A 22,017-nucleotide genomic window follows, 5' to 3' on the forward strand; every position below is an offset into this window, starting at 1 on the left:
CGGCGCGGAATCCGGGACCGGGGAGGCGCGGGTCCGGCGCGCGTTCCCCAACTGTACCGCGCTCAATCACACTGAATGGCCCCCTCCGTTTCTCTCACGGAGGGGGCCATTCGATGAACAATCAGTAACCCGGGTTACCGAAGGTAATGACCGGTCATTCGGTCAGCAGGATCAGCGCGATCAGCAGCCGCCGGCGACCGCCGGAATGATGGAGACACCCGCACCCTCGGGGGTGGCCGTCTGAAGGCCCTGCTCGAAGCGGACGTCGTCGTCATTGACGTAGACGTTGACGAAACGGCGCAGCTTGCCCTGGTCGTCCAGGACGCGGGCGGCGATCCCGGTGTGGTTCTTCTCCAGGTCCTCGATGACCTCGGCGAGGGTCCCGCCCTCGGCGGGCACCTCGGCCTGACCGCCGGTGTAGGTGCGCAGGATGGTGGGGATGCGAACGGTCACGCTCATGCGAGGCCAGCCTCTCGGAAAGAGTCCAGGGTGGGGCGGATCGTCGCGGTGAGGCCCGTGTCGGCCACCGCGTCGAGGGTCTTCAGGCCGTCGCCGGTGTTGAGGACGACCGTGGTCTTCGTCGGGTCCAGGAGGCCTTCCTTGAGCAGCTTGCGGGTGACGCCGACCGTCACGCCGCCCGCCGTCTCGGCGAAGATGCCCTCGGTGCGGGCCAGCAGCCTGATCGCGTCGACGACTTCCTCGTCGGTCACGTCCTCCACCGCACCGCCGGTCCGGCGCGCGATGTCCAGGACGTAGGGCCCGTCGGCCGGGTTGCCGATGGCGAGGGACTTGGCGATGGTGTTCGGCTTCTGCGGGCGGACCACGTCGTGACCGGCCTTGTACGCCGTGGACACCGGCGAGCAGCCCTCGGCCTGGGCGCCGAAGATCTTGTACGGCCTGTCCTCGACCAGACCCAGCTCGATCAGTTCCTTCAGACCCTTGTCGATCTTCGTGAGCTGGGAGCCGGAGGCGATCGGGATCACGATCTGGTCCGGCAGCCGCCAGCCGAGCTGCTCGCAGATCTCGTACGCCAGGGTCTTGGAGCCCTCCGCGTAGTACGGCCGCAGGTTGACGTTGACGAAGCCCCAGCCCTCGCCGGCCGGGTCGCCGATCAGCTCCGAGCAGAAGCGGTTGACGTCGTCGTAGTTGCCCTCGATGCCGACCAGCTCGCCGCCGTAGACCGCGGCCATGACGACCTTGCCCTGCTCCAGGTCGTGCGGGATGAACACGCACGAGCGGAGGCCGGCGCGGGCGGCGGCGGCGCCGACGGCGCCGGCCAGGTTGCCGGTCGAGGAGCAGGACAGGGTGGTGAAGCCGAAGGCGCGGGCGGCCTCCAGGGCCTGGGCGACGACGCGGTCCTTGAAGGAGTGCGTCGGGTTGCCGGAGTCGTCCTTCACGAACAGGCCGCCGGTGACGCCGAGTTCGCGGGCGAGGTTGTCGGCCCTGACGAGGTTGGTCCAGCCCGGGTTCAGGTTCGGCTTGTCGGCGACGTCCGCCGGGACGGGCAGCAGGGGCGCGTACCGCCAGATGTTGGCCGGGCCGGACTCGATCCGCCGGCGCAGTTCCTCGGTGTCGTAGCCGGAGAAGTCGTAGGCGGCCTCCAGCGGGCCGAAACACTCCTCGCACGCGAAGACCGGACCGAGCGGGACGCGGTGACCGCACTCGCGACAGCTCAGAGCCACGGCGGGACCGAGGTCGACGGCGGGGGTGGTGGTGCTTGCAACTGTCTGCACAGCCATGGAGGCGAGGCCCTTTCTCCTCATCTTCCTCACGACGCATCTCGCCGTGAGACGGATTTGGCACCTTCCCTAGCCGGGAGCCTCGCTTCGAGAAGACGAGAATCGGCTGGAGGGTTGCCGGGGCTTCATCGGGCCGTATCCCTCTGCCCCTCTGGATGAGCGGTATTCGATTGTGAACGCGCGCGAGCCCCGACATGCGATGGTCATCGGCGTTGTCCAAGACTGTAACCGAAGGCCAGGACAGTTGAGATAGTCGTCCGAACCGCGAGATGGATCACACTGTCACCACCTGTGATCACGAACAGTGAGGAGCCGCAGACCGTGCTGGAAGAAGTCGAGCGCTGGCTGGCAACCCGCTCCTGGTCCGTGACCGACCGTCCGCTCCACCGGATCCTGACCGCCAAGCAGCGCACGGGACAGACGATCAGCGTCGTCCTGCCCGCGCTCAACGAGGAGGAGACCGTCGGCGACATCGTCACGGTCGTCCGGCGCGACCTGATGGAGCGGGTCCCGCTCGTCGACGAACTCGTCGTCGTCGACTCCGGCTCCACCGACCGCACCTCCGAGGTCGCCGCCGCGGCGGGCGCGCGGGTCGTCCACCGGGACACCATCCTGCCGCGCATCCCCGCCGTTCCGGGCAAGGGCGAGGTCCTGTGGCGCTCCCTGCTCGTCACCGGCGGCGACATCGTCTGCTTCGTCGACGCCGACCTGAAGGAGTTCTCCGCCGACTTCGTCTCGGGAATCGTCGGCCCGCTGCTCACCGACCCCGAGGTGGCCCTGGTCAAGGCCATGTACGACCGCCCGCTCGGCGCGGCGGCGGGGCAGGGCGGCCGGGTCACCGAGCTGATGGCCCGCCCGCTGCTGAACATGCACTGGCCGCAGCTGGCCGGTTTCGTACAGCCGCTCGGCGGTGAGTACGCGGCCCGCCGCAGCCTGCTGGAACAGCTCCCCTTCCCCGTCGGCTACGGCGTGGAGCTGGGCATGCTGGTGGACGCCCTGCACCTGGTGGGGCTCGACGCGCTGGCACAGGTGGACGTGGGCGTGCGCAAGCACCGCCACCAGGACGGCCAGGCGCTGGGCCGGATGGCGGCCGCCATCTACCGCACCGCCCAGCTGCGGCTGGCCCGGGGCCATCTCATCCGGCCGTCGCTGACCCAGTTCGAGCGCGGCGAGGACGGTTTCGAGCCACGCACCTACTCGGTCGACACGGAGGAACGGCCGCCGATGGTGGAGATCACGGAGTACGCCGAGCGCAAAGTGGCCTGAGCCGAGCGCGTGACGGCCCCGGTCGGGCGCGGTGGCCTGTCTTCGTATACGGCCGAGGCGTCGGGCGTGGCCGTACGTTTGAGCGTTTCCGGGCCGGGCTAGGTTGAGGACCATGGCTTCCACCGGCGGTGCTGAGGTGCTGGTCGCGTCGAACCGCGGCCCGGTTTCGTACGAGCTGCACGAGGGCGGGGTGCTGCGCGCCCGGCGGGGTGGCGGCGGGCTGGTCTCGGGGCTGTCGGCCATCGGACCGGACGCGAACGCCGTGTGGGTGTGCGCCGCGCTGGGCGAGGGCGACCGGGAGGCCGTACGGCGCGCGGACGGCGCGCTGCTGCCGACGGAGGACACCGGCGGGCAGCGGGTGCGGATGCTGGACATCGACCCGGCCGTGCACGCCGACGCCTACAACGGCATCGCCAACTCGGTGCTGTGGTTCGTCCACCACATGCTGTACCAGACCCCGCTGGAGCCGGTCTTCGACGCCGGGTTCCGGCGGCAGTGGGCGTCGTACGAGGCCTACAACCGGGCGTTCGCCGAGGCGCTGGCCGAGGAGGCGGCCGAGGGGGCCGCGGTGCTCGTGCAGGACTACCACCTGTGTCTCGTGCCCGGGATGCTCCGTGCGCTCCGCCCCGACCTGCGCATCGGCCACTTCTCGCACACCCCGTGGGCGCCCAGGGAGTACTTCGAGCTGCTCCCGGGGGACATCCGCGAGCAGCTGCTCACGGGCATGCTCGGGGCGGACCGGGTGGCGTTCCTGACCTGGCGCTGGGCGACGGCCTTCATGAGGTGCGCCGAGGGCCTGGATCCCGAGCGCTACCGGGTGACCTGGCCGTCAGGTGCCCCGCGGGCGGTCCAGCACCTGCGGGAAGGCCGGAGCACCGAGGTCGGCGTGCACTCCCTCGGTGCCGACGGCGACTTCCTGCGCGAGCGTGCGCACCGGCCGGACGTCGAGGAGCGGATCACGGCCCTGCGGGCGGAGATCGGCGAGGGCCGCAGGACCGTCGTACGCGTGGACCGCACGGAGCTGTCGAAGAACATCGTGCGCGGTCTGCTGGCGTACCGGCAGCTGCTGGACGAGCACCCCGAGTGGCGCGAGAAGGTCGTCCACGTGGCCTTCGCGTACCCGTCCCGCCAGGACCTCGCCGTGTACCGCGACTACACGGCCTCGGTGCAGCGGCTGGCGGAGGAGATCAACTCGGCTTACGGCACGCCCGGTTGGACGCCGGTGGTGCTGCACGTCAAGGACGACTTCGCCCGTTCCCTGGCCGCCTACCGGCTTGCGGACGTGGCCCTGGTCAATCCCGTCCGGGACGGTATGAACCTGGTCGCCAAGGAGGTCCCGGTCGTCTCCGACCGGGGCTGTGCGCTGGTGCTGTCCCGGGAGGCCGGGGCGTACGAGGAGCTGGGCGCCGACGCGTTCGTGGTGAACCCCTACGACGTGCTGGAGACCGCGCGGGCCCTGCACGAGGCGCTGTCCCTGCGGCCGGAGGAGCGGGCGGACCGCGCCAAGAGGCTGGCGGCGGCGGCCACCGCGCTTCCCCCGGCCCAGTGGTTCCTGGAGCAGCTGCGGGCGCTGGAAGGGCTTCAGTCCAGCTGATCGGCGAGCGTCCGCAGCAGGTGGACGACCCCTGCCGGGCCGTCGACCACCACGTCCGCCCGTTCCGCCAGTTCCGTGACCTCCGTGCTGCCGCTGCAGACCAGGAGGCCGGGGACACCGTCGGAGCGGAGTTTTTCCACGGCGGCGAAGGCGGGGAGGTCGCCCAGGTCGTCACCGGCGTAGAGGACCGAGCCGGCGTCGATCCGGCGGGCGTACTCGGTGAGGGCCATGCCCTTGTCCATGCCGGGCGGGCGCAGTTCCAGGACGAGGCGGCCGGGTTCGACGATCAGGCCGTGGCGGGTGGCGAGGTCGGCGAGGGGGCCGCGCAGGGCCTCGAACGCGGCCTCGGGATCGGCGGCGCGGCGGGTGTGCACCGCGACCGCCCGGCCCTTCTCCTCGATCCAGGTACCGGTCCAGGCGCCCGCGCGGTCCAGAACGCCCGGCAGCTCCGCGCGGACCGCGGCGACGCCGGGGTGCGGGGCGGGGGCGGTGACCGTGCCGGTGACGGCGTCCCAGCGTTCGGCGCCGTAGTGGCCGAGGACGGTGAGGTGGTCCAGGCCGGGCACACCGGCGAAGCCGCCGTAGCGGACCGCGACGCCGGCGGGGCGGCCGGTGATCACGGCGACGGAGGCGACCTTCGGGGCGAGCGCGACGAGGGCCGGTACGGCTTCGGGGTGGGCGCGGGCCTGTTCGGGGTCGGCGACGATGGGGGCCAGGGTGCCGTCGAAGTCGAGTCCGACGAGCGCCGTACCCGGCCGTGCGAGCAGCGCGGCCAGTCCGTCCCGGCCGGGTTGGGTCTGCGGGGTGGGCAGAGGGTCCATACCCCGACAGTATCCAGCGCGGGCAGCCATCACGCCTGGGTCCCGGCCCCGAACCCTGCCGGGTGCTCCGCCTCGTCGGCCGGGAGGGCACCCGCCCCGGCCCACCCGGGTTCAGCGCTCCGCTGCGCGGCCGTCCCGGCCGGCCGGGCAACGCGGAGCGGGGGTCAGCGTTGCGAGCGTTGGGTCTCCCGTACTCTGCGCAGGCGGTTCACCGTCACCGGGTCCGCCGCCAGTGCCCGCTCGTCGTCCAGCAGCGCGTTCAGCAGCTGGTAGTAGCGGACCGGAGCCAGGCCCAGTTCCTCGCGTATCGCGCGCTCCTTCGCGCCGGGGCCGGGAAAGCCCCGGCGTTCCAGCGCGAGGATGGCTTGTTCGCGGTGGCCGAGTTCCATGGCAGCCACCGTAACGCCGGGTACTGACAGCGGGCTCAGCCGCCGTTGCTGCCGTCGGCCGCCGTGGCCGTGGCCTGGAGGCGGGTGAGGACGCCGGAGGGGCTGCCGCCGGGGGCGACGGCCTGGCCGATGTTCTGCTTCACGGCCGCGCTGACCGCCGCCCAGGAGGTCTTGCCGACCGGGTACAGCTCGGAGGTGGGCAACTGGTCCAGGAAGGGGTGCAGGGCCTTGTCGGGCTCGGCGTCCGAACCGCTCATCGCCGTCGAGGCGGAGCCCGTCACCGGCAGCAGGCCGTAGTCGCGGGAGAACGCGAGGACGTTCTTCTCGCTGTAGACGAAGTTGAGGAAGTCGCCGATCTGCTCGGCGTGGCCGCTCTGCTTGAACGCCATCATCCAGTCGGTGACGCCCATCGAGGCCCGGGCCGCGCCGGTGCGCCCCGGCATCGGCACCATGCCGAACTTCACGCCCTTCTTCCCGGCCTGCTGGATCAGCGTGGGGTGCCCGTCGAGCATGCCGACCTGGCCGTCTGCGAAGGCGGCGAAGGCATCCGCGCGATTGAGCTTGCCGGGCGCGACCGGGCCGGTCAGACCCTTGCCGACCAGGTTGTCCCTGAGCCAGGTGAAGGTGTCGACGTTCTGCGCGGAGTCGATCGTGTAGGTGCCGACGTCGTCGGTGTAGCCGCTGCCGCCGTTGTCGCTGTTCCCGCTCAGCATCCACTGCATGGTCTCGGCCTGGGCCTCCTCCGGGCCCAGCGGCAGCGCGACGGGGTACTTCACGCCCTTGTCCTTGAGTGCCTTGGCGTCGGCCGCCAGCTGGTCCCAGGTGCTGGGCGGGGTGATGCCGGCCTTGGCGAACAGGGTCTTGTTGTAGAAGAGCACGCGCGTGGAGGCGGCGAAGGGTATGCCGTACTGCGTGTGGTTCCACTGGCCCGCGTCGGAGAGCTGGGACAGGAAGTCGGCCTGGGTGCGGATCGAGAGCAGGTCGGAGGCCGGGTAGAGCTTGCCGGCGGCCGCGTAGTCGGCGTAGGCGCCGATCTGGGCCAGGTCGGGGGCCTTGCCGGCGGCGACCATCGCCTTGACCTTGGCGTCGACGTCGTTCCAGGAGTAGACGCTGACCTCGACCTTCACCCCGGAGTGCTTGGCCTCGTACGCCTTGGCCAGGCTGTCCCAGTACTTCTTGGAGCTGTTGGCGGAGGAGTCGCCGTAGTCGGCGGCGACGAGTCTCAAGGTCACGCCCGAGGAACCGGTGCTTCCGCAGCCCCCGAGAACCGCTGTCATGCCCAGTGCGGACACCACCGCGATCGTTCCTGCCGTACGCCGACGCACGCTCAAAGCCCCAACCCTGCTGTCTGACCGTTCAATATATGGACAGATAAGGTCTACACCACGTGAGTGGACTAGACCTCTCCCGGGTGCGAGGGCCACACTAGGGCCCGTGGTGAGACATGTCATCGCCCTGGACGTGGGCGGTACCGGGATGAAGGCCGCCCTCGTCGGCGACGACGGCGAGCTGCTCCACCGCGCCCGCCGCGCCACCGGCCGCGAGCGCGGGCCGGACGCGGTGGTCAGGGCGATCCTCGACTTCGCCGCCGAGTTGCACGCGTACGGCGTCGAGCACTACGGCACGCCCGCGCTCGCCGCCGGCATCGCGGTCCCCGGCATCGTCGACGAGGAGCGGGGCAACGCCGTCTACGCGGCCAACCTCGGCTGGCGGGACGTACCGCTGCGCGCCCTGCTCGCCGAGCGGCTCGGCGTGCCCGTCGCCCTCGGGCACGACGTGCGCACCGGCGGCCTCGCCGAGGGCCGGATCGGCGCGGGCAAGGGTGCCGACCGGTTCCTGTTCGTGCCGCTCGGCACCGGGATCGCCGGGGCCATCGGGATCGACGGCCGGGTGGAGTCGGGCGCGCACGGCTTCGCGGGCGAGATCGGCCACATCGTCGTACGGCCGTCCGGCACCCCCTGCCCCTGCGGACAGCACGGCTGTCTGGAGCGGTACGCCTCCGCGTCCGCCGTCAGCGAGGCCTGGGCGGCGGTCTGCGGGGACCCGGACGCGGACGCGGCCGACTGCGCCAAGGCCGTGGCCTTTGGCGACCCGAGGGCGGCCCAGGTCTGGCAGGAGGCGGTGGACGCCCTCGCCGACGGCCTGGTCACCGCGCTCACCCTGCTGGACCCGCGCACACTGATCATCGGTGGCGGTCTCGCCGAGGCGGGGGAAGTGTTGTTCTCACCCCTGCGGGACGCCGTACGGCGCCGGGTCACCTTCCAGAAACTGCCGGCCATCGTTCCCGCCGCCCTGGGCGACACCGCGGGCTGCCTGGGCGCGGGCCTGCTCGCGCGGGACCTGCTCGGCTCGCCCACTTCTTCTACGACTCCGGAGGTAAGCGCCTGATGGCTCCCAGCTTGGTTCTCACAGGTGCTCGGGTGGTACTGCCCGGCGGGGTGGTGGACGACGGGCGCGTGTCCGTCGAGGGTACGAAGATCACGGCCGCCGCTCCCGAGAGCGCCGAGGTACTCGACGCGACCGGCCACTGGGTCGTCCCCGGCTTCGTCGACATCCACAACCACGGCGGCGGCGGAGCCTCCTTCTCCGGTACCCCGGACGACATCCTGACGGCCATCCGCACGCACCGCCTGCACGGCACCACGACGCTCGTCGCCTCCACGGTGACCGACGAGATGGACCTGCTGGTGAGCCAGGCCGGGCTGCTGAGCGAGCTGGCGGAGCAGGGCGAGATCGCGGGCGTCCACTTCGAGGGACCGTTCATCTCGCCGTGCCGCAAGGGCGCGCACTCCGAGAAACTGCTGCGCCACCCGGACCCGGCCGAGGTCCGCAAGCTGATCGACGCGGCGCGCGGCAGGGCGAAGATGGTCACCCTCGCCACCGAGCTGCCGGGCGGCATCGACTCCGTACGGCTGCTCGCCGAGCACGGCGTGATCGCGGCGATCGGGCACACGGACGCGACGTACGAGCAGACGGTCGAGGCCATCGACGCGGGCGCCACGGTCGCCACCCACCTCTTCAACGCGATGCCCCCGCTGGGCCACCGCACGCCCGGCCCGATCACCGCCCTGCTGGAGGACGAACGGGTCACCGTCGAGCTGATCAACGACGGTACGCACCTCCACCCGGCCGCGCTGGAGCTGGCGTTCCACCACGCGGGGGCGGACCGGGTCGCGTTCATCACGGACGCGATGGACGCGGCCGGCATCGGCGACGGCCGCTACATGCTCGGCCCGCTGGAGGTCGAGGTCAGCGAGGGTGTGGCCCGGCTGGTGGAGGGCGGCTCGATCGCGGGCTCCACCCTCACCCTGGACCGCGCGTTCCAGCGGGCGGTCACCATCGACAAGCTGTCGGTCGAGGACGCGGTGACGGCCCTGTCCGCCAACCCGGCCCGGCTGCTCGGCCTCTTTGACCGCATCGGCTCCCTGGAGCCCGGCAAGGACGCCGACCTGCTCGTCCTGGACGCGGACTTCGGCCTCAAGGGCGTGATGCGCCGGGGCGAGTGGGTGGTAGCACCCCAACTGGCCTGATCCGCCCTACTTCTGCGCCGACGGCGGCCGACCCACGACTGGGCCGGCCGCCGTCTGTTTGGCATGATCGAGGCCCCGGAAACGGAAGACGGACACAGGGACTTCGAGGGAGGTCGGCCCGGGTGATCCTCACGGTCACACTGAACACCGCTCTCGACCTGACCTATCGCGTACGGTCGCTGCGGCCGCACGCCTCGCACCGGGTCTCCGAGGTCGTCGAACGGCCCGGCGGCAAGGGCGTGAACGTGGCCCGTGTGCTGGCCGCCCTCGGACACGAGGTGACGGTCGCGGGCTTCGCGGGCGGCGCGACCGGACGGGCGATACGCGAGCGGCTCGCCGACACCCCCGCTCTCACCGACGCCCTGCTCCCGGTCGCCGGAGCGACCCGGCGCACGATAGCCGTGGTGGACGAACTCTCCGGCGAAACCACCCAGTTGAACGAGCCCGGCCCACAGATCGAGCCGGCCGAGTGGGGCACCTTCCTGGACCGCTACGCCGAACTCCTGCCGTCCGCCTCGGCGGTGGCCCTGTGCGGCAGCCTGCCGCCGGGCGTGCCGGTCGGCGCGTACGCGCACCTCGTCCGGACCGCACGTTCCGCGGACGTCCCCGTCCTCCTCGACACCAGCGGCGAGCCACTGCGCCGAGGCGTGGCGGCCCGCCCGGACCTGATCAAGCCGAACGCCGACGAACTGGCCGAACTGACCGGCTCCCACGAGCCGTTGCGCGCCACCCAGGACGCCCGCCGGCGCGGCGCCCTCGCGGTCGTCGCCTCCCTCGGCGCGGAGGGCCTGCTGGCCGTCACCCCCGAGGGCCGCTGGCGCGCCACCCCACCAGCCCGCGTCCACGGCAACCCGACGGGCGCGGGCGACTCGGCGGTGGCGGGCCTACTGTCGGGCCTGCTGGAAAAGCTCCCCTGGCCGGACCGCCTGACCCGCGCGGTCGCTCTGTCGGCGGCGACGGTACGATCCGCGACAGCGGGCGACTTCGACCACGCGCACTACGAGAAACTCCTGGCGCAAGTGTCGGTGACGCCGCCGTGAAAGGCAGTGTGGCCAAGAATCACCCTTCCCTTCATGTCAGCCGAGTGATCTGATGATCACCCGTTCGCTGCGCTGACCAGCAGCGAAAGACATAGGGGAACTCCACATGAGCCTGCTCAAGAAGAGCCTGACGACGGTGGCTGTGACCGGCGCGTTGCTGGCCGGTGCCTTTGCCACACCGGCTGCGGCGGCCGATCCCAACACCTGCCCGAAGGGGAAGGTCTGCGGCTGGTCGGGGACGAACAGGACCGGAACCAGGACCGCCATCTCTGTGACGCCCGGTTGCTATCCCTTCGGCACTTTCCGGTCCGTCTCGAACCAGACGTCGTATCGCATAGAGTTCTGGCACGCCACCACGGGCTGCCACGCTGGCACCCGGCTAGTTACTCTGAAGCCGGGCACCTACTCGGACAACACCCATGGCACCGTTACGGGGATTGAAGTCTGGGCGAGTTAGTGCTGCGGCCTTTTAGCGGCGGCCGAGCCTGAGGGTGCACCGCCGGTGCTCCGCACGTCACGGTAAAGCTTCATGACGGTCCGCCGGGCTACCGACGGACCGTTCCGCTGTCTGACCCCTACTGCACCCACAGTTGGTCGATGAGGGCGTTGCACTGGTTCCCCTGACCACAGGAGATCGTCAACGTGTTGGTGCCCTTGGTCAACGTCACTGGAGCCCAGGTGGACTGCCAGCCCTTCTCAAAGTTGCCCTTCGGAGAGCCGATGAAGTTCTTCATACCCAGTGGCTGTTCGTTGGGCTTGCCGTTGACCGTCAGCGTCGCGTTGGCATCCACACCGGGAATGCTGTAACGCACATACAGGCGGTACGGGCCAGCTTTCTGGATGTCATTGACAGTCCAGGTGACCGAAGCGCCGACAGTGTTGAACCCCGCCACATAGAGCCCGCCGTCCGTTTTCGCCCCCTTGACGCCCGAGGCCGTGGACGCGCCGCCGCCCAGCTGGAGGTCCTTCGCGTCGGTCTTCGGCAAGTCCCCCGACGCGCTGCTGCTCGCCGACTGGCTCGGCTGGGAGTTCTGTGAGGCGGACTGCGAGGGCGAGGAGTCGCCGCCCGCCTTGTTGTCCGAGGAGTTGCCGTTCATCATCGCCACGCCGATGCCGACGACGACCGCCGCGACCACCGCGATCGCGCCGATCAGCAGGCCCTTGGTGTTGGGGCCGCGCCGGCCGGGGGCGGGCGGGGCCTGGCGGCCGGTGGGGGCGCCGCCCGGGAGGGTCTCCGGGGCCTGGTAGTGGGCGTTCGGCTGGCCGTAGCCGCCCTGCTGCTGGGGCGAGCCCTGGCCGCCGTAAGTCGGCTGCTGCTGCGGCACGCCCTGGCCGTACACGGGCGCCTGCTGGCCGTACTGGCGCTCGCCGACCGCACGCACCCTGCTGACCGAGTTCGGGTAGCCGTAACCGCCGGACGGCGGCTGGGCTCCTCTGGCCTGGCCGTCTGCGTACAGATAGCCGAACGGGTCGTCGTCCTCGGGCGTGCTCGCGCCGTTGTCGCCGGGCGTCATCCCTAGGTACTCCTCAACAGGTGCGGGCGGATGCGGTACAGGTATGTGAAGGGCGAGCCTACCCGCTCTGGCTGAGCCAAACAGGTGACTCGCACCGCATCAGGTCGCTGACCTGCGACTCATCCGGCGCGTCGGTGCTGTTTGGGACGAGATCGTTTCTCTACGTACATCCGCTCGTCAGCAGACTTCAGGACTTCGTCCGCCGTCATGCCGCAGTGTGCCCACCCGATGCCGAAACTCGCGCCCACCCGGACGGCCCGGCCCTCGGCCCGGATCGGCTGGATGATCTCGTTGCGCAGCCGTACGGCGAGGTCCTCGGCGTCGGCCCGGCCGAGGCCGTCGGCGAGGATCACGAACTCGTCGCCGCCGAGCCTGGCCACCGTGTCGCCGTCGCGGACCCCGCGCGAGAGACGTCGGGCGACCTCGATCAGAACCGCGTCGCCCGCGTTGTGGCCGAACCGGTCGTTGATCGACTTGAAGCCGTCGAGGTCGCAGAAGAGCACCGCGAGGCCCTTGGTGCCGTCGTCGCGGTCGTCCTCGGGCGCGACGGTGTGCACATGGTGGTCGAAGGCGTCGAAGCCCTCCGCGCCGGGCCGGAAGTCGAAGCCGTGGCCGGCCGGGGTGTCGAAGACGGGGTGGCCGTAGGCCGCGTCCAGGGACTCCAGGTCGCCGGGCTGCGAGGGGCGCCGGCACAGCCGGGCCGCGAGCCGCGAGCGCAGCTCGGCGGAGTTCGGCAGGCCGGTCAGCGAGTCGTGGGAGGCGCGGTGGGCGAGCTGGAGCTCGCGGCGCTTGCGCTCCTCTATGTCCTCGACGTGGGTGAGGAGGAAGCGGGGGCCGTCGGCGGCGTCGGCGACGACCGAGTTGCGCAGGGACACCCAGACGTACGTGCCGTCCCGGCGGCCCAGGCGCAGCTCGGCCCGGCCTCCCTCGGCGGAGGTCCTCAGGAGCGTGCCGATGTCCTCGGGGTGGACGAGGTCGGAGAAGGAGTAGCGGCGCATCGCCGAGGCGGGGCGGCCGAGCAGCCGGCACAGGGCGTCGTTGGTGCGCAGGATCCGGCCGTGCTGGTCGCCGCCCATCTCGGCGATGGCCATGCCGGAGGGGGCGTACTCGAAGGCCTGCCGGAAGGATTCCTCGCTGGCGCGCAGGGCCTGCTGCTCGCGCTCCAGGCGGACCAGGGCGCGCTGCATGTTGGCGCGCAGCCGGGCGTTGCTGATGGCGATGGCGGCCTGGAAGGCGTACATCTGCAGGGCCTCGCGGCCCCAGGCGCCGGGGCGGCGGCCGTTGCGCGGCCGGTCGACGGATATGACGCCGAGCAGCTCGCCGGAGGAGCCGCCCTGGAGGCCGGGCGTGAGCATCGGCGCGAAGAGCCGGTCGGAGGGGTGCCACTCGTCCTCGAAGCGCGGCGCCGGGCCGTCGGTGTACCACTGGGGGACGTCGTCGTCGTCCAGCACCCAGCCCTCGGTGTGCGGGATGAAGATCAGGTCGTCGCCCCAGCGCTCGCCCATGTTCAGCCGCCGCTCCCAGGACTCGCGGGAGCCGACCCGGCCGGTGATCAGGGCCTCGGCGGCGGAGTTGCCGGAGAACGCGGCGACGACGAGGTCGCCGTCGGGGCGGACGAGGTTCACGCACGCCATCTCGTACCCGAGGGCCTGTACGGCGCCGTCGGCGACGGTCTGCAGTGTGTCCGCCAGGCTGCGCGCCGTGTTCATGTCGGCCATGACCTGGTGCAGCTGCCGCAGGGACGCAAGACGGACATACGGCTCCGACTCGGTCTCCATGCTCGCCCTCCCCCCGAGACCTCGCAGCGAATCAAGGGTTGTCTTCGGCGCTTCTTTACTGTGCCTCTTACGGTGGTCTTTCAGCTCCCCCGCCACTGAATCACAGCGCGCTGCCCACTCGGTACACAGGGTCAACAATTCCTGCCTTCTGTGACTCAAGTCACAGATGAACGTGAACAATTGAGTGGAGTTTCCGCGATTTCCACGTGCGATTACTGAACGCAGGCTTTGCGAGCGTGCGCACAATTGGTCCTTGATCCTCCGCTGGTCCTAGGACCCGGCTCAGGCTCAGGCCCGATGCGGCGCGCACAGGGCGGACACTAGCGTTTCCGGCGTGCTGAAGACTGCCTCCCCCACCGCCCTCACCGCTTCCGGGCATGCTGAGGGGGTGAGCAACGACGAGTTCCGGGCCGCGATGTCCCGGCTGGCCGCGGGCGTGGTCCTGGTGACCGCTCAGGAACCGCCGCTCGACCCGGACGACCCGGCCGCGCCGGGCGTGGAGGACGTCGGCATGACCGCCACCGCCTTCCTGTCGGTCTCGCTCGACCCGCCGCTGGTCCTAGTCAGCCTGCGCGAGGGCTCCCGCATGGACGACCTGCTGGACGAACAGCCCCTGTGGGCCGTGTCGGTGCTCACCGAGAACCAGCGGCACATCGCCGGCCGCTTCGCGATGAAGGGCCGCATCAGCGACCGGCTGCTCTTCGAGGACGTCCCCTGCGTCCGTGGCGAGGCCACCGGCGCGCCCCTGGTGGGCGGTGCGCTGGCCACGCTGGAGTGCCGCACCGAGCAGCGGGTGAGCGCCGGGGACCACACCCTGGTCGTCGGCCGCGTCCTGACCGCGCACGTGCCGAGCGCGGAGGGCGGACCGCTGCTGTACTTCCGCGGCCGGTACCGGCAGTTGGGCTGAGCCCCCGCCCCCGAGGCGTACCGCCTCGGGCCCGGGCGGCCGACGGCCGCGTCTACGCCGGCTCGACGGTCAGCTCGGACAGTCGGGCCGGGTCCGTCACGATGTCGATCGCCGCGATGCGGTCGGCGACGAAGGTGAAGGTCAGGACGCGCTCCAGACGGCCGTCGACGGCGAGGACCAGGCCCGTGGCGCCGTCCACCAGCGCCGGGCTCGACAGGGCGGCCAGGCGGGCGAAGCCCGTCGCGCCGGAGGCGACCCCGATCGCCCCGACGGTCGTACCGGCGTCGCTGCGGGCCAGCACGTCCGGGTCGAGGACGGCGAGCAGCCCGTCGAAGTCGCCGTCCCGCGCCGCCGCCAGGAAGGCGTCGACGACCTCCCGCTGCCGTACCAGGTCGGCCTCCGGCGCGCCCGCGCCCCGCACCCGGCGCCGGCCCCGGCTGGCCAACTGCCGCGCGGCGGCCGGGCTGCGCCCGAGGATGCCGCCGACCTCCTCGAACGGCACCCCGAACAGGTCGTGCAGCACGAACGCCAGTCGCTCGGCCGGGTTGAGCGTGTCGAGGACGACGAGGAGGGCCGAGCCGACCGAGTCGGCGAGCAGGGCGTCCTGCGCGGGGTCGGGCTCGGCGGAGGCCACCGGATGCCAGGTGTCCAGGGGCTCCTCGCCCCGGGTGCGGCGGGAGCGCAGCATGTCGAGGCAGACCCGGCCCACGACGGTCGTCAGCCAGCCCCCGAGGTTGTCCACCCCGCTCGTGTCGGACCGGCTCAGCCGGAACCAGGCCTCCTGCACGGCGTCCTCGGCCTCCGCGGCCGAGCCCAGCATCCGGTGGGCGACGCTGCGCAGATGCCCCCGGTAGACCTCGAACCGCTCGGCGAGGATGTCGTGGTCGTGCTGCTGCTCGTGCTCGTTCATCGCGGGGCCCGGCCTCTCGGTCGCCGTCATCAGTCCTCTGCGACACCGACGAACGGCGGCCCGGAAGTGTGACGGACACCCCGCTCCGCGCGCTCCGTGGCCTACTGCCAGTCCCGGCCCGTGCGACCGCGCTTGGTCTGCGAGCGCTGCTTCTTCTCCCGCAGCCGGCGTTCGTTGATGCCGCGCGGGATGCGGGTGGGCCTGCGGGGCTTGGGCGGGGGCGCGGCGGCCTCCGCGAGGAGCGCGGCGAGGCGTACGGCGGCGGCCTCGCGGTTGCGCCACTGGGAGCGGTGCTCGGAGGCGCGGACGGTGACGACTCCGTCGACGAGCCGGCCGGCCAGCCGCAGCAACGCCCGCTCCTTCCACACCGGCGGGAGCGCCTCGGTGCGGGCCAGGTCGAAGCGCAGCTCCACCTGTGAGTCGCTGGTGTTGACGTGCTGTCCGCCGGGCCCCGACGACCTGGAGAAACGCCACATCAGCTCGGCCTCGGGAAGGGAGACGGAGCCACGGATGACGTAGGGACCGGACATGCCCACCATGGTCGCGCGACCGGCAGGTCCACGTCACGTGAATAAGCGGGGCCGATGGAGTGGGCCGGGCGGGACACAGGAGGGTAAAGAAAGTAAAGAGACCTGGAACCTTCCGCACCCCCCTTGGCGTTCATACGGGTAGCTGTAGCTTTTCCGCCGTACCGAACCGAAGGAAGGGACTCCCAAGAATGGCTGTAAGCCTGTCCAAGGGTGGCAACGTCTCGCTCACCAAGGAGGCTCCGGGCCTGACCGCCGTCACCGTGGGCCTCGGCTGGGACGTCCGCACCACCACCGGCACGGACTTCGACCTGGACGCCTCCGCGATCGCGGTCAACGCACAGGGCAAGGTCTACTCGGACGCCCACTTCGTCTTCTTCAACAACAAGCAGACGCCGGACAACTCGATCGTCCACACGGGCGACAACCGCACGGGCGAGGGCGCGGGCGACGACGAGTCGATCAACGTGAACCTGGCCGCGCTCCCGGCCGACGTCGACAAGATCGTCTTCCCGGTCTCCATCTACGACGCCGAGAACCGCGGCCAGAACTTCGGCCAGGTCCGCAACGCGTACATCCGCATCCTGAACCAGGCCGGCGGCGCCGAGATCGCCCGCTACGACCTGTCGGAGGACGCCGCCACGGAGACGGCGATGGTCTTCGGCGAGCTGTACCGCAACGGCGCGGAGTGGAAGTTCCGCGCGGTGGGCCAGGGCTACGCCTCGGGCCTGGTCGGCATCGCCCAGGACTTCGGCGTCAACGTCTGACGGACACCATGCCGAGCAGAAGCCCCGGACCGCGGCGGACAGCCCTGGGCCGGGGCTTTCGCCGTAGCGGGCGCACGCCACGGGCACGGACGGTGGATTCCCCCGGTGCTCCTCGAACTCCTGTCGCGGCGGGTGGTCCGGCGCTGGACACATGGGAGTTCGAGGAGCGGCGGCTGAAGCACGCTCGCCCGGCGTGGGCGGCGATGCGGGCGGGGCCGGCCCGCGAGGGACAGCCCCCGCGCCCGGCCGCCCCCGGCCTCACGGGTGGGCCGGTTTGCCGTCGCCGTAGAGCCAGTCCTTCCAGATCTCGGTGAAGTCCTTGTCCGGGGCCTGTTTCTCGACGTAGGCGGTGAAGTCGGCGGTGTCGGCGTTGCCGTAGCGGTGGCTGGCGGGCCAGCTGCGCAGGAGGGCGAAGAAGGCCTTGTCGCCGATCTTCTGCCGGATCTTGTGGAGGACCATCGCGCCGCGTTCGTAGACGGGGCTGTCGGAGATGTGGGCGGCGCCGGACGGCTTCGCGGGCGGATAGGCCCAGATCTGGTCGTCGTCGCCGTTGTAGAGGTCGGTGAAGATCTTCTGCGCGGAGTCGCCGCCGTGGTCCTCCTGCCACAGCCACTGGGCGTAGGTGGCGAAGCCCTCGTTGAGCCACATGTCCTGCCAGGACTTCGGGGTGACCGAGTCGCCGTACCACTGGTGGGCGAGTTCGTGCACCACCGTGCCGGTGTCCGGGGCACCGGGGAAGGTGGGCCGGTTCTGGGTCTCCAGGGCGTATCCGGCATCGTCCGGCCCGGCCACGATCGCGCCGGCGGAGGAGAAGGGGTACGGGCCGAAGGTGTCCTCCTCCCACTTGATGATGTCGGGGAGCTTCGCCAGCACCTCCGCGCCGTCCTTCGCCTGGTCCGGGGCGACGGCCGTGAGGATCGGCAGCCCGTGCGGGCCGGTGCCGCGGCCGATGTCGAAGTGGCCCACGGCGACCGTGGCCAGATAACTCGCCATCGGCTGGGCGGTGTGCCAGTGGAAGGCCGTACGGCCGCCCTGGGTGGACCGGCCCGCCAACTCGCCGTTGGAGACGGCCACAAGGCCCTTGGGGACGGTGACGGTGATGTCGTAGGTCGCCTTGTCGGAGGGGTGGTGGTCGCCGGGGAACCACGCCATGGAGCCGACCGGTTCGCCGAGGCCGAGAGCGCCGTCGGCGGTGGGCAGCCAGCCCTCCTTGGAGCCGTCGGGGTCGGTGAGGGTCCGCGGGACACCCGAGTAGCGGACGGTGGTCCGGAAGGTCTCACCCGCGCTCAGGTCGGCGTGCGGGCGGACGGTCAGTTCCTGCCCGGCCCGGCTGAAGGGGGCGTGCTCGCCCTCGACGGTGACCGAGTCGACGTGCAGACCGGCGAGGTCGAGGTCGAAGGCGGACAGATCCTGGGTGGCGCGGGCGGTGATGACCGCCGTACCGGTCAGACGGCGGGTGGCCGGGGTGTAGTCGAGGGTCAGGGCGTAGTGCCCGACGTCGTAACCGCCGTTGCCCGCCTTCGGGAAGTACGGGTCGTGTACGCCGGAGTCGCCCGGGGTGCCGTGCACACCGCCGTCGCACGCGGTGCCGGTCAGGGCGAAGCTGAAGGCGAGCAGGGCCGCGGCGGCCGGGACCAGGCGTACGGATCGGGGCACAGCAGCGATCTTAGGGGGCACCGGTCTTACTTATGGGGCCCGAGATCCGGGGCCGGGCAGGAACTCCCCCGCCTTCGTGACACCATCTCTGCGTGCTCGACATCGGCTACGCCCTCTCCAATCGGTTCCCGGACCCCCCGCAGACCGACTACCGCCGCGCGGACGTCCACGCGCTGCGGCACGACCTGTTCTGCGGTGACGTCTACCTCGCGGACACCGAGACGGACCGGGAGCTGTCCACAGCCTGGGGATGGGTGCCGGTGCTGGACTTCGCGTGGGCGCTGTGCGACATCGCGGAGCGGCTGGACCGGGATCCGATGGGCTCGCGCGCCGCCCGGCCGCAGCAGGCGGAGCTGGACTTCACCGAGTCCACGGACCGGATGCTGTTCGAGCGCCGCTTCGGCTGGGTGGACGTCGAGGCCGACTGGATGCCTGCCGAGGAGGCCCCGCTGGCCTTCTCGCACGCCGAACTGCGCCGCGAGGCCCGCGACTTCCTGCACGACCTGATCGCTGACCTCACCGACCTCCATGAGGACCTCGCGGAGAACCCGGCGATCTGGACCCTCCAGGCCCGCTTCCCCCGCCTCCCCTGACCGGCGGCCGGCCGGCCGCCCCGATGGTCAGCCCTCCACTCTGATCCCCAGCTCTGCGGCCAGCACCGGTGCCAGATCCAGCAGCTGCCCCGTGCTGATCACCGCTCCGGACAGCCGGTCCAGGCCGCGGACGATCTCCAGCGGGACGGCCCCGCGCAGGTCCACGTCCTTCAGCGTCGCACTGCCGAAGTCGGCCTCCTTCAGCGCGCAGTCGACGAACTCCACCCGCTCCAGGGTCGCGCCCGCGAAGTCCGGCTCGACCAGGACGCAGGACTCGAAGACGACGTCTCTGAGGCGGGCCTCGCGCAGATTGAGATAGTCGATCTTGCCGCCGCGGACCACCACCCGCTCCAGTACGGCACCGTGCAGCTGGGTGCCGCCGAGGCGGGCGTCGATCAGCTCGACGTCGCGGAGCGTGGACTCGGCGAGATGGGTGCCGACCCCGCGCAGCCCGGTCAGCACCGAGTCCAGCACTCTGGCCCGGCCCAGCGCCGTACCGTCCACCGCGCAGCCCGTCAGCGCGCAGTCCATGAACCGGGCACCCACGCCGTCCTGCCCGCTCAGGTCCGCGTCCCGGAAGTCCAGCCCGTCGTAGTCCCCGTCCGGTTCCAGCCCGCCGTCGGCCCACGGTGTCAGGGGCGGCAGCCGCAGCTCCGGCCGTCGCGCACCGTTCACTGCGCCCCGGCCCGCCGCGGGACCGCCACCCGTCGCTCTCCTCGCCATGCCCCCATGCTGCACCCCGCCACTGACAATGTCCCTGACCTGGGCAGACAATGATCACTTGGCCTCAAGCACGGTTGAGGCCGGAGCCTGGACCCACCGAGACAGCCCCACCTGAACGCCGTCCTCCCTTAGGTCCCGTGCACGCCGTCCGCCTCTACTCCTTCGGTCCCGCCGAGAACCTGCGCCGAAGCCGCCAGCGGCCGGCTGCGCCCGGCCGTCACCCGCTTCCCACTCTCACGAGCGGCCGCCGCGCGTCTGGGGCGTGCGGCGGGCAGAGCGCGCCGGATACCTCGCGACGCACCGTCGTCCTGGGCCCTGCCCGGCTACTGCCCCGCACCCAGCCCGGCCAGTGCGTCACCGGTCAGCCGGTACACCGTCCACTCGTCCTGCGGGCGCGCGCCCAGCGCCTCGTAGAAGTCGATCGCGGGCCGGTTCCAGTCCAGGACCGCCCACTCCAGCCGCCCGTACCCCCGCTCCCCGCAGATCCGCGCCAGCTCGGTCAGCAGGGCGCGGCCGTGGCCGCCGCCGCGGGCGTTCGGGCGTACGTACAGGTCCTCCAGGTAGATGCCGGGCACCCCGCGCCACGTGGAGAAGTTCAGGAACCACAGCGCGAGGCCGACCGGCTGGCCGGTCTCGTCGTCCACCGCCAGATGCGCGAACGCGGCCGGCCGCTGCCCGAACAGCGCCTCCCGCAACTGCTCCTCGGTCGCCCGCGCCTCCTCCAAGGCCTTCTCGTACTCGGCCAGTTCACGGATCAGGGCGAGGATGACGGGGAGGTCGGCGGGGGTCGCGGCACGAATCATGAGGCGAGGCTAGATCACCTGGTCATGGGGCGGGGCTCACGGTGTCCGCTCAGTGCCGCCCCGCCACCCGGTCCGCGACCTTCGCCAGACGGGAGGACTCCGTGCCCGGGTGGAGGCGTTCTCGCCGGTCGGCGGTGCGGTAGGTGGCGTACATGCCGTGGACGCCCAGCCAGCGCAGGGGTTCCGGCTCCCACTTGCGGACCTTGTGGTTCACCCAGGGCAGATCCGTCAGCTCGGTGCGGCCGCCCTGGCCGGAGTCCTGCTGGACCAGGTCGCGCAGGGTGCGGGCCGCCAGGTTGGCGGTGGTGACACCGGAGCCGACGTAGCCGCCCGCCCAGCCGAGGCCCGTGGAGCGGTCCAGGGTCACCGTGGCGCACCAGTCGCGCGGGACGCCCAGCACACCCGACCAGGCATGGTCCACCCGCGCCCCGGCCAGCGACGGGAAGAGGCGGGTCAGCAGCTCGCGCAGTGCCTCGACCGTCGCCGGCTGCGTCCGGCCGTCGTTGTCCGTACGGGAGCCGAAACGGTAGGGCACCCCGCGCCCGCCCAGCGCGATCCGGCCGTCGGCGGTGCGCTGCGCGTACATGTACGCGTGGGCCATGTCGCCCAGGGTCTCGCCACCCGCCCAGCCGATCGACGCCCACTGCTCCTCGGTCAGCGGCTCGGTCGCGATCATCGAGGAGTTCATGGGCAGCCAGGTGCGCTTCTGGCCCTTCAGGGAGGCCGTGAAGCCCTCCGTGCAGCGCAGGATGTAGGGGGCGCGGACCGTGCCGTACGGGGTGACCGCGTGTTTGGGGCGGATCTCCGTCACCGGGGTCGACTCGTGGATGGTGACGCCCAGCGCCTCCACGACCGCCGCCAGGCCCTTCACCAGCTTCACCGGGTGCAGCCGGGCCCCGTGCGGGGTCCAGGACGAACCGACCGCGTCCGCGACCCGGATCCGCCCGGCCGTCTCCCGCGCCCCGTACAGCTCCCGGTCCTTCTCGCCGTACGACAGCTCGTGCTCGTGGAAGGCCTTGAGGCGCGCCAACTGGGCCGGTGTGGTCGCCACTTCGAGCACACCGCCCCGGAGGACGTCGGCGTCGATGCCCTCCGCCCCGGCGACCGCGATCACCTCGGCCACCGCGTCGTTCATCGCCTTCTGCAGCCGTACGGCGGCCTCGCGGCCGTGCAGCTTCGCGTACCGGTCGCGCCCGGCGATGCCGTTGTACAGCCAGCCGCCGTTGCGGCCGGAGGCGCCGTACCCGCAGAACTTCTGCTCCAGCACCGTGATCCGCAGGAAGGGGACCGCCTTCTTCAGGTAGTACGCCGTCCACAGGCCCGTGTAACCACCGCCGACGATGACGACGTCCGCCGACGCGTCCCCGCACAGCGGCTCGCGCACCGCCGGGAGACCGTCGTCCGCGTACCAGAAGGAGATCCCGCCGTTGACGACACCACTGCTTGCCGAGCTGCTCATG

At 71.4% G+C, this 22,017-nt stretch carries 22 protein-coding genes and 1 riboswitch; of the genes, 9 read left to right on the plus strand and 13 right to left on the minus strand.

All coding sequences use genetic code 11. The annotated features are described in order from the left end of the window. Positions 1–180 precede the first annotated feature (180 nt). Both ADK64_RS12090 and thrC read right to left on the minus strand, forming a co-directional pair. The gene (locus ADK64_RS12090; RefSeq protein WP_053657971.1) at positions 181–459 is read right to left on the minus strand and encodes a MoaD/ThiS family protein; all 279 of its coding nucleotides are present in this window, start codon (positions 457–459) and stop codon (positions 181–183) included. Continuing rightward, the gene (thrC, locus tag ADK64_RS12095; RefSeq protein WP_053657973.1) at positions 456–1,739 is read right to left on the minus strand and encodes a threonine synthase; all 1,284 of its coding nucleotides are present in this window, start codon (positions 1,737–1,739) and stop codon (positions 456–458) included. The genes ADK64_RS12090 and thrC overlap by 4 nt, the downstream gene beginning before the upstream one ends. Before the next feature lie 17 nt (positions 1,740–1,756). Further along, a riboswitch (SAM riboswitch) is annotated at positions 1,757–1,901 on the minus strand. A gap of 159 nt (positions 1,902–2,060) precedes the next feature. Here thrC and ADK64_RS12100 point away from each other — a divergent pair. Then, positions 2,061–3,005: a glucosyl-3-phosphoglycerate synthase gene (locus tag ADK64_RS12100; RefSeq protein ID WP_053658246.1), complete on the plus strand. Its 945-nt coding sequence runs from the start codon at positions 2,061–2,063 to the stop codon at positions 3,003–3,005. A gap of 112 nt (positions 3,006–3,117) precedes the next feature. Then, positions 3,118–4,599 (plus strand): alpha,alpha-trehalose-phosphate synthase (UDP-forming), encoded by a 1,482-nt coding sequence (locus tag ADK64_RS12105; protein WP_199829578.1) that lies wholly within the window; start codon positions 3,118–3,120, stop codon positions 4,597–4,599. Here ADK64_RS12105 and otsB read toward each other — a convergent pair. The 3 genes from otsB to ADK64_RS12120 form a co-directional block, all read right to left on the minus strand. Continuing rightward, positions 4,587–5,420, minus strand: a complete 834-nt coding sequence (gene otsB / locus ADK64_RS12110) for a trehalose-phosphatase (protein WP_107092966.1) — start codon at positions 5,418–5,420, stop codon at positions 4,587–4,589. The genes ADK64_RS12105 and otsB overlap by 13 nt on opposite strands. Positions 5,421–5,584: 164 nt before the next feature. Continuing rightward, positions 5,585–5,809: a DUF3263 domain-containing protein gene (locus ADK64_RS12115; protein WP_053657978.1), complete on the minus strand. Its 225-nt coding sequence runs from the start codon at positions 5,807–5,809 to the stop codon at positions 5,585–5,587. 35 nt (positions 5,810–5,844) lie between these two features. Beyond that, positions 5,845–7,104, minus strand: a complete 1,260-nt coding sequence (locus ADK64_RS12120; RefSeq protein WP_053657980.1) for an extracellular solute-binding protein — start codon at positions 7,102–7,104, stop codon at positions 5,845–5,847. Positions 7,105–7,246: 142 nt separating this feature from the next. Between ADK64_RS12120 and ADK64_RS12125 the strand changes: the two genes are divergently transcribed. The 4 genes from ADK64_RS12125 to ADK64_RS42770 all read left to right on the plus strand — a co-directional run bounded on the left by ADK64_RS12125 (position 7,247) and on the right by ADK64_RS42770 (position 10,836). Next, on the plus strand, positions 7,247–8,197 hold the full coding sequence (locus ADK64_RS12125) for an ROK family protein (protein WP_199829587.1): 951 nt from the start codon (positions 7,247–7,249) through the stop codon (positions 8,195–8,197). Then, positions 8,197–9,339, plus strand: coding sequence for an N-acetylglucosamine-6-phosphate deacetylase (gene nagA, locus ADK64_RS12130; RefSeq protein ID WP_053657984.1), 1,143 nt, complete (start codon positions 8,197–8,199; stop codon positions 9,337–9,339). The genes ADK64_RS12125 and nagA overlap by 1 nt, the downstream gene beginning before the upstream one ends. A gap of 122 nt (positions 9,340–9,461) precedes the next feature. Then, a complete protein-coding gene (locus ADK64_RS12135; RefSeq protein ID WP_053657987.1) occupies positions 9,462–10,379 on the plus strand; it encodes a 1-phosphofructokinase family hexose kinase in 918 nt (305 codons plus the stop codon). A gap of 106 nt (positions 10,380–10,485) precedes the next feature. Next, positions 10,486–10,836: a peptidase inhibitor family I36 protein gene (locus tag ADK64_RS42770; RefSeq protein WP_078992616.1), complete on the plus strand. Its 351-nt coding sequence runs from the start codon at positions 10,486–10,488 to the stop codon at positions 10,834–10,836. A gap of 118 nt (positions 10,837–10,954) precedes the next feature. Here ADK64_RS42770 and ADK64_RS12145 read toward each other — a convergent pair whose 3' ends face one another. Both ADK64_RS12145 and cdgB read right to left on the minus strand, forming a co-directional pair. Beyond that, complete coding sequence (locus ADK64_RS12145; protein ID WP_053657990.1) at positions 10,955–11,893, minus strand: carbohydrate-binding protein; 939 nt, start codon at positions 11,891–11,893, stop codon at positions 10,955–10,957. A gap of 119 nt (positions 11,894–12,012) precedes the next feature. Then, positions 12,013–13,671 (minus strand): diguanylate cyclase CdgB, encoded by a 1,659-nt coding sequence (cdgB, locus tag ADK64_RS12150; RefSeq protein ID WP_053657992.1) that lies wholly within the window; start codon positions 13,669–13,671, stop codon positions 12,013–12,015. 334 nt (positions 13,672–14,005) lie between these two features. On the opposite strand from cdgB, the gene ADK64_RS12155 reads away from it, so the two are divergent. After that, positions 14,006–14,578 carry a flavin reductase family protein gene (locus tag ADK64_RS12155; protein WP_078992617.1) on the plus strand — a complete coding sequence of 191 codons (573 nt, stop codon included), beginning with the start codon at positions 14,006–14,008 and terminating at the stop codon, positions 14,576–14,578. Between the two features lie 52 nt (positions 14,579–14,630). Here ADK64_RS12155 and ADK64_RS12160 read toward each other — a convergent pair whose 3' ends face one another. After that, positions 14,631–15,518, minus strand: a complete 888-nt coding sequence (locus ADK64_RS12160; RefSeq protein ID WP_420712958.1) for a sigma-70 family RNA polymerase sigma factor — start codon at positions 15,516–15,518, stop codon at positions 14,631–14,633. Positions 15,519–15,589: 71 nt separating this feature from the next. After that, positions 15,590–16,027 carry an alternative ribosome rescue aminoacyl-tRNA hydrolase ArfB gene (gene arfB, locus ADK64_RS12165; protein WP_053657996.1) on the minus strand — a complete coding sequence of 146 codons (438 nt, stop codon included), beginning with the start codon at positions 16,025–16,027 and terminating at the stop codon, positions 15,590–15,592. 179 nt (positions 16,028–16,206) lie between these two features. Here arfB and ADK64_RS12170 point away from each other — a divergent pair, with 179 nt between their 5' ends. Continuing rightward, entirely contained in the window at positions 16,207–16,782 is a 576-nt protein-coding gene (locus ADK64_RS12170) for a TerD family protein (protein WP_053657997.1), read from the plus strand. Positions 16,783–17,040: 258 nt separating this feature from the next. Here ADK64_RS12170 and ADK64_RS12175 read toward each other — a convergent pair whose 3' ends face one another. Then, positions 17,041–18,438, minus strand: a complete 1,398-nt coding sequence (locus ADK64_RS12175; protein ID WP_078992618.1) for a M1 family metallopeptidase — start codon at positions 18,436–18,438, stop codon at positions 17,041–17,043. A gap of 92 nt (positions 18,439–18,530) precedes the next feature. On the opposite strand from ADK64_RS12175, the gene ADK64_RS12180 reads away from it, so the two are divergent. Further along, positions 18,531–19,031 carry a hypothetical protein gene (locus ADK64_RS12180; RefSeq protein WP_053657999.1) on the plus strand — a complete coding sequence of 167 codons (501 nt, stop codon included), beginning with the start codon at positions 18,531–18,533 and terminating at the stop codon, positions 19,029–19,031. Between the two features lie 27 nt (positions 19,032–19,058). Here ADK64_RS12180 and ADK64_RS12185 read toward each other — a convergent pair whose 3' ends face one another. The 3 genes from ADK64_RS12185 to ADK64_RS12195 all read right to left on the minus strand — a co-directional run bounded on the left by ADK64_RS12185 (position 19,059) and on the right by ADK64_RS12195 (position 22,016). Next, positions 19,059–19,754 carry a pentapeptide repeat-containing protein gene (locus ADK64_RS12185; RefSeq protein ID WP_107092967.1) on the minus strand — a complete coding sequence of 232 codons (696 nt, stop codon included), beginning with the start codon at positions 19,752–19,754 and terminating at the stop codon, positions 19,059–19,061. Positions 19,755–20,077: 323 nt separating this feature from the next. Next, the gene (locus tag ADK64_RS12190; RefSeq protein ID WP_053658003.1) at positions 20,078–20,557 is read right to left on the minus strand and encodes a GNAT family N-acetyltransferase; all 480 of its coding nucleotides are present in this window, start codon (positions 20,555–20,557) and stop codon (positions 20,078–20,080) included. Between the two features lie 49 nt (positions 20,558–20,606). Next, the gene (locus tag ADK64_RS12195) at positions 20,607–22,016 is read right to left on the minus strand and encodes an NAD(P)/FAD-dependent oxidoreductase (protein ID WP_053658007.1); all 1,410 of its coding nucleotides are present in this window, start codon (positions 22,014–22,016) and stop codon (positions 20,607–20,609) included. Between the last annotated feature and the right edge of the window lies 1 nt (position 22,017).

Source organism: Streptomyces sp. MMG1121 (genome assembly GCF_001280015.1).
Taxonomy (GTDB): Bacteria; Actinomycetota; Actinomycetes; order Streptomycetales; family Streptomycetaceae; genus Streptomyces.

Coding starts and splice junctions, on each gene's coding strand:
- ADK64_RS12090 (WP_053657971.1), bottom strand. CDS start 459: ATGAGCGTGACCGTTCGCATCCCCACCATCCTGCGCACCTACACCGGC.
- thrC (WP_053657973.1), bottom strand. CDS start 1,739: ATGGCTGTGCAGACAGTTGCAAGCACCACCACCCCCGCCGTCGACCTC.
- ADK64_RS12105 (WP_199829578.1), top strand. CDS start 3,118: ATGGCTTCCACCGGCGGTGCTGAGGTGCTGGTCGCGTCGAACCGCGGC.
- otsB (WP_107092966.1), bottom strand. CDS start 5,420: ATGGACCCTCTGCCCACCCCGCAGACCCAACCCGGCCGGGACGGACTG.
- ADK64_RS12115 (WP_053657978.1), bottom strand. CDS start 5,809: ATGGAACTCGGCCACCGCGAACAAGCCATCCTCGCGCTGGAACGCCGG.
- nagA (WP_053657984.1), top strand. CDS start 8,197: ATGGCTCCCAGCTTGGTTCTCACAGGTGCTCGGGTGGTACTGCCCGGC.
- ADK64_RS42770 (WP_078992616.1), top strand. CDS start 10,486: ATGAGCCTGCTCAAGAAGAGCCTGACGACGGTGGCTGTGACCGGCGCG.
- ADK64_RS12145 (WP_053657990.1), bottom strand. CDS start 11,893: ATGACGCCCGGCGACAACGGCGCGAGCACGCCCGAGGACGACGACCCG.
- cdgB (WP_053657992.1), bottom strand. CDS start 13,671: ATGGAGACCGAGTCGGAGCCGTATGTCCGTCTTGCGTCCCTGCGGCAG.
- ADK64_RS12160 (WP_420712958.1), bottom strand. CDS start 15,518: ATGACGGCGACCGAGAGGCCGGGCCCCGCGATGAACGAGCACGAGCAG.
- arfB (WP_053657996.1), bottom strand. CDS start 16,027: ATGGTGGGCATGTCCGGTCCCTACGTCATCCGTGGCTCCGTCTCCCTT.
- ADK64_RS12170 (WP_053657997.1), top strand. CDS start 16,207: ATGGCTGTAAGCCTGTCCAAGGGTGGCAACGTCTCGCTCACCAAGGAG.
- ADK64_RS12185 (WP_107092967.1), bottom strand. CDS start 19,754: ATGGCGAGGAGAGCGACGGGTGGCGGTCCCGCGGCGGGCCGGGGCGCA.
- ADK64_RS12190 (WP_053658003.1), bottom strand. CDS start 20,557: ATGATTCGTGCCGCGACCCCCGCCGACCTCCCCGTCATCCTCGCCCTG.
- ADK64_RS12195 (WP_053658007.1), bottom strand. CDS start 22,016: ATGAGCAGCTCGGCAAGCAGTGGTGTCGTCAACGGCGGGATCTCCTTC.